Here is a 12,923-nt window from a genome sequence, read left to right on the forward strand (position 1 = left end):
ACGAATCTTTTTTAGAGTCCATAGAGCAATAAAAACATCTTTTATGTATTATATTTTTCCTGTTCTTCAAAGCTGTTAGATCATTAACAAAAAAAAATTATAGAGTCTCTACTTTTTAAAAAAGATCTATTGTCTGCACTGTTAAAAATTTTAAAATAGGACGATTAGCTAATTGATACAGATTTCCAATTTTGGGAGTGTGTTGTTGTCTTTTTTGCTGTTTCAAAGCATTTTTTTGATAAAGAGTTGCCGTATTTTTTAGAGTGGTGATTATTCGGCAAGAAATTTAAATGTAGATGATATTTATCAATATGGTGTGTATCTTCTTAATTCAAGCGCTGGTTTTAATGATAAGAAAATCAGAACTTTAAAATGTTTTTTCTATAGAAGATATTTTTAAACTGAGGGATGAAATGAAAAGATATTTTTAAAATAAGTCTTTGTTTGTAATGTGTTTTGAGCTGATTTTGAAATTCTTTTCTCTGATTAAATCCCTTATAAGCTATATAAAATCTATAAATTATGCAGAATAAGATGAGTACCCTTTATTTGTGGGGATACAGTGGTGAATCTGTTAAAAATAGTTCAGTTAGCAACAATGGCTTACCCGTTAACCGCAAACGGGAACGGCGTCCCCATAGCACACCTTGTTGACCAATATGAATGTAATCGCGGGTTAATTTGTCATGGTTAAATAAATAATGTCCTAGAGGTACAGTTCCCAAATGCATCAAGGTCTGATTGTGTAGGAGGGTTTCTTGCGGAATTACAGTGCGTCCAAGGAGCCAAGGTTTATTATCTCCCATCAATATGATTTCGCGTAGCCAATAACGCGCACTTTCGGGGAGATGTTCTGCTTCGTCTGTTAATTTATCTCGCGTAATAAAACATTCGCGTTGTGGTTGAACTTGGAGGCAGGTACAATATTTCTTTAATCGAAGCGTCATTGAGCCCGATTCCATGAGCCAATCGCGAATGTTTTCTGGTATTAGAGGATTTTGATCAGAGAGCCACTTTAGAGGTGGTAAGATGAAATCTTCGAGATCAAACATCATTTTACTCCACATTTAAAGTCTTACTCCATATGTTATGTTGGGCGAACTAAATAGATAGCTCTATTCTAATACAAGGAGTATAAAAGCAGCAAGATTTTAACAGGAAGATATGCGGGAAATACATATTATAGGATCATTTTCATTAAAAAAGCAAAATAAGGTATTATGTTTTATCCAAGGCGCTTTCACACAATGCATTACGGAAATTTCTTTATTGCATGAGAGCAATGGGAAAAGTGTTTTGTGCTTTAAAATTCGTTTGTAATGCATATAAAAAATCATCTATGTCAGATGATATAAAGAGGAAACTTTAAGAGACACAAAACTTTATTTTATACTTTAGAAAGTGAAGAGATATTCAAACCTTTTGAATTGAGATGTAAAGGAGATCGTATTCTTTATAATCAAGAATTTTATAGTAAGCATATATTTTTGAAAACTTTAAAATAGATTATATTATTGAAATTGTAATAAATTACTTCATATTACAGAATGTGTAGTCATTTTATAATAAATTTATATTCATATGTATTTATAGTATATCTACTTTAGATATTCTTTTATTTCACAGGTTAGAGAGAATTTCTTTATCATTTTTTGCTTACCTTCTCTCTTTACTTCTTAAGAATGCAAAAGAGCTCTTCGATTTTTTCGGTAAAAAAGGTATTATTGATAAAGTGTATAGGATTTAAGTGCTGTGCGGTAGAATCTTTAATCATCGTTAGTGATTTTTGTAACCTTATGGATTGTTATTACAGTGAGATGAGCTAGATTTGCGCACACGGTACAAAAATAAGTTCGTATTTCGTTAAAATAACGCAACATATCTCTCCTGATATGCGTAAGTTTATATAGGTATGAAATGGTGCGTTATAAAGGTTTTTACTGCATTTCGTTTTAAAATACGGTGATGGTGTATGCCCAAAATTGCAGCTTAAGCATCTCACCATCATATCAAAACTGGTAACAACGAGTTACAGGGAAATATTTCAAACTTTTCTAGTTGTTTCCCAGTTTTTTATTGAATCCCTAAAAAGGTGTAAAAAAATAAATGCTCTATGATCGAATTTTTTGTCCTATCCATATAAGAATACAGGCTCCTATAAAACCTGAAATAAGATAGCCAAGCCAACCAGCAAAACTTACACCTAAAAGACTAAAAAGAAAGCTTGCTAGCGCAGCGCCAATAATCCCTAAGATGATATTTAACAATATTCCTGTTTGGCTTTTCATAATATACTGTGCAGCCCAACCTGCGATCCCGCCGATAATAATAGCTGCAATCCAACCGATGTTTGCATCTTCCATGATACTCTCCTTTGCCTGAATTTAAATTGTAACTAGAGTAAACTTTATAAAAATCAAGATTTATCCCTTTTTTATCCAGTGGAAAGGATATTTCTGTTAGAAATTTTACTTATTATTTTTCTTTATATTAAAATAATATTTACATTTATATCATAATAATACTTAACAAGCGTAAATATATAACACATTTTAATTTATAAATAAATTAATTAATTGAGAAATATGAATAAAAGAAGAAAATATTAGTGAAAATGCTTTAAGAAGGCATAAAGTTTATTTATAAGCTTTTTTAATCTCTCTCTTAAGTTAAAAAAAACAATTGTGATTAAAGCAATAAATAAGATGGATATTTAAAAGTTTGGAGCTTGCCAATTGATATCAATGATGTTTGAAATGAAATTAAAACTGTTTTGTTGACACGTTATAGAATGGCTGTATAGGTTGAGCTTCTACCAATTAGGCACACCAAAACGCAATTCTCTTGATATAAATGTTGCATTTTTGTGGGGCTTTGCATTCCTTATAGAGTATTTCTGTTTTTGCTGCTACTGTGGGGCAATTCCTTTTTACAAGGCGATTTTAGGTTGGAACCATTATACTCTTGACTTTCTCTTTGTGTGTTTAACAGTCTTGGTTTTGAGATGATGAGGCATTTTTACGTCTTTCTTCAAGAGTTCTATTCTACATGCTGCTTTGTTTATAATGTGCAAGCAAATGACTTTGAGTAATTCATCATGAATAGATTTTAAATGAAAGAAATTTACGATGAAGAAAGCTCATTTAAATTGTCAAATAATAAAATATTTTGATTAAATCAATATCTTGACCATATTCAAAATCGAGTAATCGATATGATGTCTTTCTTATTCAAGTTATTTAAAAGTTTAAGGTTTTTCTGTTTGTTCTTCAGCAGGGTTGCGTAGGCGAGAACTTTTAAGAAGCCCCTGTTCTTCTAAAATGGGGTAGATCATTGAGGTCAAAAGAGAGTTGATTTGTTTGAGGTCGCGGACAGTGTCGAGATGAAGACTGGATGATTCTATATTTTTGAGACCCCCTTCACGCAAACGTTTAAAATGTTTTAAACTCATCTCCTTTTCTAAGTTTCGTAGTTGATCTTTTTTTTGTACCAATAGGTGTGCAGTGTGTGTATCACGTGAGACGAGAACGTTAAATGCTATGTGCGCGTTGGCTAGTACAATGGCGTGGAAACGAAGGAGATCATTCCAGCCCTCACTGCTGAACTGTAAACCTTTTTGTTGTTTCTTTTTAACCAGCATCAGCATATTATGAATAATGATATCGCCTGCTTGGTCTAATTTTATACAGGCGCCTAGAAGTTCTTGCGTTTGAAGAGCTTCTTCGTCAGATAATTTTTGTCCCGCTAATCGTGCAAGATAAAGTTTGATGGCGATATGTTTTTTGTCCAATATGGTGTTGAGTTGGTTGAGTTCACGAATAATATTGGGATCAGGATTTTCATAAAGTCCCATGATTTTTTCTAGCATGATGTCTACAAGATCACAAATATGAATGACTTCACGCATGACATTCGAGAGAGCGAGAGAGGGGCGTTCAAGCACACTGTCATCAAGAGCTGTTTGATCCGATAAATTGAGCGTTTTGTCGGCTTGCGTTTTTTTTGCACTTATATGAACAATTTGAGTGGTTAATTTTAAAACCCATTTTGAAAGCGGTATTCCAGCAAGGAGAATAAAAACATTAAAAATAATGTGGGCGTTGATCACTTGAGTAGGGGCGTTATTGCCAAGCCATGTGATGGGAGGGCGAAAGGAGAGAAATAAGATAAGTACAAGGATTGAACCGGCCCCACGCATGAGTAAATTTCCTAAGGGAACGAGGCGGGTATTAGGAGAGGCGTTGCGCGTTAAAAGTGGTGCTATAAGAGAAGAGCCAAAGTTGACACCAAGAACCATGACAACACAGAGTTGCGTATGGATAAGATCGTAGTTGGCAAAATTGACCAGCAAAATGATTCCTGCAATAGATGAATGTAATAGGTAGGTTAAGCCAGCAGCCAACAAAAAAGTGGAAACAGGATCGGTTGAAAGATAACGAATGATGCTAGGCAAAATTTCGCTTTCACGTAAAGGTTCTGTCGCTGTACTTATCATCTCTAAAGATAAAATTAACAGACCAATACCGATGACAATACGTCCTATTTGACGCCACTCACGTTTTTCTGTTGTCATGAAGATACAAGTGCCAATTAAAAGACAAAGGGGTACAACAAGTGTGAGATCATAGGTGAGAATTTTAACAACGATTGCTGATCCTAATTCTCCTCCGCGTACAGCCATAAGTCCCGCTACTCCAGAGACAAAACCAGATTCAACGAAAGAACCAACAAGGAGCGTTATTGCTGTAGAGCTTTGTAAAATCATTGCTGTAAAAAGCCCAAAACTTACCGCAAACAATGGTTTTGAAATGACGTGGCACATTTTATATTTAAGTCTGTCACCATAGGCGCGTTCAATTCCTGTGCGCACCATGCGTGTGGCCCAGAGAAGCAAAGAAATAGCGCCGGCAAGATGAAGGAGTACCAATGAACCATTCATGATACTTTATTCTTTCTCTGTTATTATGAGTATGTTTGCCTCAAAATTGATAAATTAAAGTTTATCGTTTTTATTTCGTTTTTGCTTTTAATACTTGATTAAAATCATAACCGCTTGGATTTTGAAAAACCTTTAGACCAAAACAGGGAAGAATGGAATAAAGGTGATCAAAAATATCACCTTGAATTTGTTCGTAGTCTATCCAAACGGTGGTGTTCGTAAAGCAATAAATTTCCAAGGGTAAACCATTTTCTGTAGGAGGTAATTGCCGTGCCATAAAGGTCATATTAGGGTTGATGTTTATATGTTGTTGTAGATAAGCAAAAACATAAGCACGAAAAGTTCCAATGTTGGTTAGACGGCGCGTATTGGCTAAGACATCATGATTTTTATCTAATTGAGCGTTCCATTGGTCAATTTCTGCTACTTTTTGCGTGAAATAATTTTCTAATAAATTAAATCGGGAAAGATATTTTTGTTCTTCTTCTGTGAGAAAATGGATACTTGATTGATCAATAAAAAGGGAGCGTTTGATGCGTCTTCCACCCGATTCTTGCATTCCACGCCAATTTTTAAAAGGGTCGGTCACAAGTTTACGGATAGGAACTGAGGTGATGGTGTTGTCGAAATTTTGAACTTTAACAGTATGCAGGGCAATTTCAATAACATCACCATCGGCACCGAGATTGGGAATTTCAATCCAATCACCAACGCGAACCATGTCAGTGGATGAAATTTGAATACCGGCAACAAGAGAAAGAAGCGTATCTTGAAAAATTAACATGAGAACCGCGGCCATTGCACCAAGACCGGAGAAAAGAATAAGAGGGGAGCGGTCAATCAATGTAGCGACCATTAAAACTGTCGCAACAGCAAAAAGTGCAATTTTAGCAATTTGAATATAACCTTTTATTGGTTTTAACCGTGCTGTTGGTCGTTGTTCGTAGAGGATGTTAATGACATTCAGACAGGCAGAAATTGTCAGAACAACAAAAAAGATAATGAAGGCGTTAGCAACATTACCGATGACAGTACTGAATGCATTGGGCAATGTTGGTATAAAATTAACACCAACCGAAATAATAAAGGCTGAAATGATATTCGCTATGTATTGAATAGCATTATTAATATCGATCGTTGTATTTTTGGGGAGAAAAGAAGAGAGTTTTTTTGCTCCGTGAATAAGTAATTTTCGTCCTAGAAAGTTGACTAAAAGGGAAAATATAGTAAGAATAATAAGCCAAGAAATAGCCTCTAACCACGGATATTGAACAATAAATTCGATCACTTTTCCACTCTCCATTTCTAAAATTATATGCAGTTAAGAGTTTAAAATTTTACAACTGCTTAAGAGGAAGTATTGGAATTATGCTCTAAAGTCGTTAAATATGCAAAAAAGAATTTTCAAACTCTGTGAGAGATAATGCGTTTTCCGCCCGATTTCCTTAATGAACTGCGTACTAGACTCCCAATTTCAACAGTGATTGGTCAACGGGTGGATTTTGATCCTCGAAAAAGTAAGCCTTCACGGGGAGACTTTTGGTGTTGTTGTCCATTTCATGGTGAAAAAACGCCAAGTTTTCATTGTGATGATCATAAAGGGCGCTATTATTGTTTTGGTTGTGGTGTAAGTGGAGATATTTTTACCTTTTTGTGTGAGCTTGATGGATTGCACTTTTCAGAAAGTGTAGAGCGTTTGGCTGATTTTGCGGGAATAAAACTCCCTATTTTGGATTCACAAAGTCATAAACGTCAACTGGAAAAAGCTGAGCTTTATGATGTGATGAAAATTGCTACAGATTTTTTTCAATATAATTTACGCGATAAAGGAGGTGCGCAAGCACGTCGTTACCTGGATGCACGTGGTGTGACACCAGAGCTCGTAGAGCGTTTCCGCATTGGTTTTGCACCGGTAAGGCGTACAGCTTTGAAAGAAGCTTTGAGTGCACGGGGCATTTCAATAAAGCAAATGGAAGAATGTGGACTTCTCACAGTGCATGAGGGGAGTGCGGATTCTTATGACCGATTTAGAAATCGCATTATGTTTCCTATCGAAGATTTGCGCGGACGTGTGGTGGCTTTCGGAGGGCGTGCATTAGAGAAAGAGACACGAGCAAAATATCTTAATAGCCCTGAAACAGTGCTGTTTCATAAAGGAAATATACTTTATAACGCGATAGCGGCTCGCAAAAATAGTCGCTTTGTTGGCGATGAAAAAAATCATTCACTCCTTGTTGTTGAGGGGTATATGGATGTCATTGCATTGACTAAAGCTGGTTTTGAAGGAGTCGTAGCGCCTTTAGGGACAGCATTAACGGAAGCGCAAATTGAGCTTTTATGGCAGATGGGGAAGGAGCCCATTTTGTGTTTTGATGGTGATGATGCTGGTTTAAACGCTGCTTTTCGTGTTGCTGATCGTGTGTTGCCTCTTTTAAAGGCTGGGGTTTGTGTACGCTTTGTTTTGTTGCCACAAGGAAAAGATCCTGATGAAATTGTTTGTGCAGGTGGAGCACAACTTTTTTCTTCTTTTTTGCAAAAAGCAATTCCTTTGAGTGAGCTTTTATGGTGGCGAGCTACCTATGGAAAGCATTTTGAAACTCCAGAGACACGAGCAACGCTAGAAAAACAACTAAAACAACAAATTTTTACGATTAAGGATGAAGATGTCCGTCGTTATTATTTGCAAGATGTAAAAAAACGCCTTTTTGATTTTTTTCGTCCCTCTTTTTCGAAAAAAAAGGGAGAAGGGCGATATGATCAATCTTCACCAAATAGGATCTTTAAAGATCAATCCTTTTCTCTGTTAGCAAATTCTGAAATAGTACGAAATTCTTCGCAATCTATTCCTTTGCGAGAAGCAGTGATTTTACTCACTTTAGCTTACTATCCTGAGTTGTGGTATGAAAATTTTGAAATTCTTTCTGAGTTAGAATTAAAAAATACTCAATTGATGTGCTTTCATCAAGCTATGTTGGAAATTCTTGGGAATCAACAGCTTCATGATAAAGAGACGATGGTTGCGCTCTTAGAAAAAAGAGGGCAAAAGGCTTTGTTAGAGCGTATGAAACATCTTGTGCAAAATATTGGTATGCGTATTATCTTTGGTAGAGCCCCTATAGAGGATGCACGTGCGATATTAAAACAAGCTGTCTACTTGCATCTTCAAGAACACCACCTACATAAGAGATTACAGGATATTAAAGAGCAACTTGTAGAAAATCCTAAGAGTGAGGTTTTTGATCTGCTTCGTGAGGTAAAAAATGAGCTGGAGCAGATGCAGGCAACAGAAGCGTTAATTGAAGGGTTTGGAAGTTGGTTGGATGAAAAAATAGACGGGAATACACAAGATACGGTAAAATGATTCGCTTTTTTAATGCGAATCAGTCACTTAAATTTTAGATGAGGAAGTTTATGGGAGTGACATTTTCATAAAGATGGCAATTAAATTTTAGGAAAAGCGGGTAAATTTTAGGAAAAGCGGGAAATTGGTTCTTACGATAGGGTACAGAGATTATCTCAGAAGGGCTGAGAGGTGTCGGGGAAACTTCTGGGGTTTTCCCGTGTTTTTGTCTGGATATAAAGTTTGTCTGGATGTCAGGGCATATACAAAATGTATTCTTTCCAATAGTAATCTCTTAAAAGGAAGTATATATGAGAAACTATTGGTAGATTTTAGTGAGAACAAAAAAACTGGTCACATGGAAACTGTGGTTACATGGAAACTGTGAAGTGATCGAGTGGAGTTATGGTATGGCAACAAAGGTTAAACAGAAAGATAATGCAGAAGTAACAAGCCAAGCGAGTTTGGATGGTCCTCTTCTTGATTTTTCTGATGATGCCATCAAGAAAATGATTAAACTTGCCAAAAAAAATGGTTACGTAACAATGGATGAACTCAATGCTGTTCTTCCTTCTGACGAGGTTACATCCGAACAAATTGAAGATATCTTGGCGATGTTCTCTGAGATGGGGGTTAATGTTGTGGATGATGAGGATGAAGTTGAGTCTGAAAATTATGAAGAAGAAGTTACGGTAGAGGGTGGTGATTTAGTAGAAGCCTCTAGCCACGCAATTGCAACGACAACGAATAAACGCGAAGTAACAGATCGTACGGATGATCCGGTGCGTATGTATTTGCGTGAAATGGGAGCTGTTGAGCTTCTTTCGCGGGAAGGCGAAATTGCCATTGCTAAGCGTATTGAAGCAGGGCGTGAGACAATGATTGCGGGACTTTGTGAGAGCCCTTTAACTTTTCAGGCTCTTATTATCTGGCGTGACGAGTTAAAAGAACAGCGTATTCTTCTTCGTGAAATTATTGATCTTGAAACGACGTATGCTGGTCCAGAAGCAAAGCAGGCTCCTGTTATTGAGCGAAGTGAAGTTAATAAGACAGAAGAAGAAAAAATGTCTTCTGGTATACGTAATATGGGGGAGAGCGCAGGAGAGAGAAACATTGAAGAAGATGATGAAGAAGATGATGACGATGTTAACTTATCGCTTGCTGCAATGGAAAATGAACTTTGTCCTCAAGTTATGGAAACATTGGATTTTATTGCTCAAACCTATGTGAAATTACGAAAATTACAAGATCAGCATGTTGAAAGCAGTTTGGCAGAGCGTAAAGAGGGGGCCCTTACATCTTCTCAGAAGAAGAAGTATATTCAATTAAAGGGTGAGTTGATTCAAGCAGTAAAATCTCTTTCTTTAAACCAAAATCGTATCGAAGCTTTGGTTGAACAGCTTTATGACATCAATAAGAGATTGATTCATAATGAAGGTAAGCTGAAACGGATTGCCAACAGCTATGGTATTGGCCATGAGGATTTTTTAAAAGAATACCAAGGGCGTGAATTGGATGCAGATTGGATGAATTATATTGCTGCTTTGCCTACACCTGGTTGGAAAGAATTTTCGACGCGTGAAGCAAAAGAAATCCAAAAACTGCGAAGTGAGATACAAAATCTTGCGCAAGAAACGGCTATTTCGATTGGTGAGTTTCGTCGGATTGTTATGCAGGTGCAAAAAGGTGAACGCGAATCAACAATTGCGAAAAAAGAGATGGTAGAATCTAATTTGCGTCTTGTCATTTCAATTGCAAAAAAATACACTAATCGTGGTTTGCAGTTTCTTGATCTTATTCAAGAGGGCAATATCGGTTTGATGAAGGCTGTGGATAAGTTTGAATATCGGCGCGGCTACAAGTTTTCAACTTATGCAACATGGTGGATTCGTCAGGCTATTACACGTTCAATTGCTGATCAGGCGCGTACTATTCGTATCCCTGTTCATATGATTGAAACAATTAATAAAATCGTTCGTACTTCGCGTCAGATTCTCCATGAAATTGGACGAGAACCAACACCAGAAGAATTATCTAGCAAGCTTTCTATGCCGTTAGAAAAAGTACGAAAAGTTCTTAAAATTGCAAAAGAACCCATTTCACTCGAAACGCCTGTTGGTGATGAAGATGATTCCCATTTGGGTGATTTTATTGAGGATAGGAATGCGTTATTACCAATTGATGCAGCTATCCAAGCTAATCTGCGAGATACGACAACACGCGTTCTTGCTTCATTAACACCGCGGGAAGAACGTGTGTTGCGGATGCGTTTTGGAATAGGGATGAATACAGATCACACGTTGGAAGAAGTAGGACAACAATTTTCAGTTACAAGAGAGCGTATTCGTCAGATTGAAGCAAAGGCACTTCGTAAATTAAAACATCCTAGTCGTTCGCGAAAATTGCGCAGTTTTCTCGATTCTTAAATAAAGGAATTCTTGTGCATTTTAATAAATCCCTCTTTCTTCTTAATGAAGGGGAAGGCGTGTCGCCATTGTACTTGGATGCTTTTTTGAGAAAAATATGGGAAGAATTGGAATAATCCAGAAATTTTACGATGTTTAATGTTTTTCTTAGCTTTTGAATTTTGTATTTTTCTTTCTGAAATAGCAAATGTAGGGCAAATACTGGTGTGATAGTCATTTGAAAAAATGAACGAAAAACATTATTTTGCGTGTAGTGGCTCGTTTCTTAAGAAATAGGATCTATTAAGAATAAACTTATATTGCAACATACGGACTTTTTGATGAGAAATGTGTATTCGTTGCGGAATTTTTCTATCATTTTAGGTGACGCATTTTATTCTTTGTCAGTTTATAAAGGGATGTTTCAATAGATTATGTTCATTTATATGCGCTATTTTTTGAATATTCTCTTTTTATTCAGATAGATTTTAAGACAACGGTTTAAAGCATACATTGAGTTGAATCTTTTTAAGAGACAGAAATAGATGAAATCATAGAAATTAAACGTTTCATTTTTTATAGATCGTCTTAATTAAAAAAGGTGTGTCTGAGTTTATGAGTGGAGAACTTCCCTTTTGGAAAGTAAAGAAATTAGAAGAGATTTCCATTTCTGAGTGGGAGAGCCTTTGTGATGGCTGTGGCCGTTGCTGTCTCCATAAAGTTGAGGACGATGATACGGGTGACCTTTATGCAACCAGTATTGCTTGTCGTCTTTTAGATGGGGAAACTTGTAGGTGTCGAGATTATGCTCATCGTAAATCAATTGTACCAGACTGTATATCGTTAGACATTACGACAGTTAAAACAGCGCGTTGGCTTCCAGAAAGTTGTGCTTATAGATTAATTTATGAGGGAAAAGATCTCCATTGGTGGCATCCATTGGTATCAGGAGATTGTCAGACGGTACATACAGCGCATATTTCTGCACGCGGACAGATAGAGGTTTACGAAGACGAATTATTATCTGAGGAAGATTATCTTCATCATATTACTGGTCTTCTATGTAAAGGCCAGTAATATGATTTTTTATACAACAGTTGGTGACTTAATCGATCGCAAAGACGACAGTGACGCTCACATTATAATTTAATTCACCACCTGCAAAATTTGTATTTGCGTAGCTTGCATCTGCTGCTCTACTCATGAGACGTGGTGTTGGGTGGTAATAATCATCCTTTTCATTGATTTCAATAATTTTTCCTAATTTTAAATCGGCTGCTTGCGCTATCGTTTGCGCTTTTTCAATGGCTTCAGTAATGGCTTTTTTACGTGCTTCTTGATAAAATGGTTTTGTATCTGCGTTGGTAAAAGTAATGCCGTTAACTGAATTAACACCTAGTGTCATCGCTTGATCAAAGATTTTACCAGCATTGGTAAGATCACGAATGCGCACGGTTAAAGAATTTGAAACATGATAGAGTTTTTCATTATTCTTTTTTTCGTGGTGTTTATCAGAAGTCGACTGATAAATGGATAAACCTGATGTTTGCAAATCATTTGCTTGGATGCCATTGTTTTGAAAAGCTTTTATAATATCATTGATGGATTGATTATTGGCAGCTAATGCCTTTTGGGCAGTTTTGTCATAGGTAACAACGGCTAGATTAATAATTGCCATATCCGGTGCTGCTTGACTTTCTCCGATTGCAGTCACTGTAATCGTTGCATTTTTCATTTTATTTTCTTCAGCGTAAGCACGTACAGTCAATGATGTGGCTAAGAGTGTAAATGCTAATATAACTGCTTTAACCAGAGAACCCTTCAGTGGTTGAATTTTCTTTTCTATCATATCTATACCTTTATATTTGTCAGTTAACTATTCTCTCATTTTTAAGAGTTCTTGTAAAGAAATTAGGGCGCAGAAAAAAAAACCAATAGAAAAGAGAAAAAGATGGATTATAATTCTTGTCAGCTCTTGTATCATAGGGCATTTTAGTTTAGAGAGAAACAACCTATATGGGGCCTGTAGCTCAATTGGTTAGAGCCAGCGGCTCATAACCGCTTGGTTGGGGGTTCGAGTCCCTCCGGGCCCACCAATAGGGAAATGGCCAATAGAAAAATGGATAGCTTATATAAAAATTTTAAGATTCTACCTTTTTCGTTTTTTATTTATTTTCCTGTTTGTTCTAAAATTCTTTGTCATTGTTTGTTGCTGTTTTTTTCTATCAGTCGCTTTAAT

The 12,923-nt window shown here is 36.3% G+C and carries 8 protein-coding genes and 1 tRNA gene; 4 read left to right on the plus strand and 5 right to left on the minus strand.

All coding sequences use genetic code 11. The annotated features are described in order from the left end of the window. Nucleotides 1-545 precede the first annotated feature (545 nt). The 4 genes from ubiC to ACFIKO_RS03525 form a co-directional block, all read right to left on the minus strand. A complete protein-coding gene (ubiC, locus tag ACFIKO_RS03510; protein WP_375619676.1) occupies nt 546-1,052 on the minus strand; it encodes a chorismate lyase in 507 nt (168 codons plus the stop codon). 1,059 nt (nt 1,053-2,111) lie between these two features. Beyond that, nucleotides 2,112-2,363, minus strand: a complete 252-nt coding sequence (locus ACFIKO_RS03515) for a GlsB/YeaQ/YmgE family stress response membrane protein (protein WP_015856666.1) — start codon at nt 2,361-2,363, stop codon at nt 2,112-2,114. 884 nt (nt 2,364-3,247) lie between these two features. Beyond that, nucleotides 3,248-4,939, minus strand: a complete 1,692-nt coding sequence (locus tag ACFIKO_RS03520; protein ID WP_375619664.1) for a Na/Pi cotransporter family protein — start codon at nt 4,937-4,939, stop codon at nt 3,248-3,250. A 70-nt stretch (nt 4,940-5,009) separates the two neighbouring features. Further along, a complete protein-coding gene (locus ACFIKO_RS03525; RefSeq protein WP_375619663.1) occupies nt 5,010-6,227 on the minus strand; it encodes a mechanosensitive ion channel family protein in 1,218 nt (405 codons plus the stop codon). 135 nt (nt 6,228-6,362) lie between these two features. Between ACFIKO_RS03525 and dnaG the strand changes: the two genes are divergently transcribed. From dnaG to ACFIKO_RS03540, 3 genes are all read left to right on the plus strand, one after another. Further along, nucleotides 6,363-8,300, plus strand: coding sequence for a DNA primase (gene dnaG / locus ACFIKO_RS03530; protein ID WP_375619662.1), 1,938 nt, complete (start codon nt 6,363-6,365; stop codon nt 8,298-8,300). A 389-nt stretch (nt 8,301-8,689) separates the two neighbouring features. Beyond that, nucleotides 8,690-10,705 carry an RNA polymerase sigma factor RpoD gene (gene rpoD / locus ACFIKO_RS03535; protein ID WP_375619675.1) on the plus strand — a complete coding sequence of 672 codons (2,016 nt, stop codon included), beginning with the start codon at nt 8,690-8,692 and terminating at the stop codon, nt 10,703-10,705. 594 nt (nt 10,706-11,299) lie between these two features. Continuing rightward, nucleotides 11,300-11,761 carry a YcgN family cysteine cluster protein gene (locus ACFIKO_RS03540; RefSeq protein ID WP_015856661.1) on the plus strand — a complete coding sequence of 154 codons (462 nt, stop codon included), beginning with the start codon at nt 11,300-11,302 and terminating at the stop codon, nt 11,759-11,761. Nucleotides 11,762-11,789: 28 nt separating this feature from the next. Here ACFIKO_RS03540 and ACFIKO_RS03545 read toward each other — a convergent pair whose 3' ends face one another. Next, the gene (locus ACFIKO_RS03545) at nt 11,790-12,533 is read right to left on the minus strand and encodes an SIMPL domain-containing protein (RefSeq protein WP_375619661.1); all 744 of its coding nucleotides are present in this window, start codon (nt 12,531-12,533) and stop codon (nt 11,790-11,792) included. A 170-nt stretch (nt 12,534-12,703) separates the two neighbouring features. On the opposite strand from ACFIKO_RS03545, the gene ACFIKO_RS03550 reads away from it, so the two are divergent. Further along, nucleotides 12,704-12,780: transfer RNA gene (locus ACFIKO_RS03550), tRNA-Ile, on the plus strand. The last annotated feature ends 143 nt before the right edge of the window (nt 12,781-12,923 follow it).

It is taken from the genome of Bartonella sp. TS82HLJMH, from assembly GCF_042193495.1.
Taxonomy (GTDB): domain Bacteria; phylum Pseudomonadota; class Alphaproteobacteria; order Rhizobiales; family Rhizobiaceae; genus Bartonella; species Bartonella grahamii.

Coding starts and splice junctions, on each gene's coding strand:
- ubiC (WP_375619676.1), bottom strand. CDS start 1,052: ATGTTTGATCTCGAAGATTTCATCTTACCACCTCTAAAGTGGCTCTCT.
- ACFIKO_RS03515 (WP_015856666.1), bottom strand. CDS start 2,363: ATGGAAGATGCAAACATCGGTTGGATTGCAGCTATTATTATCGGCGGG.
- ACFIKO_RS03520 (WP_375619664.1), bottom strand. CDS start 4,939: ATGAATGGTTCATTGGTACTCCTTCATCTTGCCGGCGCTATTTCTTTG.
- dnaG (WP_375619662.1), top strand. CDS start 6,363: ATGCGTTTTCCGCCCGATTTCCTTAATGAACTGCGTACTAGACTCCCA.
- rpoD (WP_375619675.1), top strand. CDS start 8,690: ATGGCAACAAAGGTTAAACAGAAAGATAATGCAGAAGTAACAAGCCAA.
- ACFIKO_RS03540 (WP_015856661.1), top strand. CDS start 11,300: ATGAGTGGAGAACTTCCCTTTTGGAAAGTAAAGAAATTAGAAGAGATT.
- ACFIKO_RS03545 (WP_375619661.1), bottom strand. CDS start 12,533: ATGATAGAAAAGAAAATTCAACCACTGAAGGGTTCTCTGGTTAAAGCA.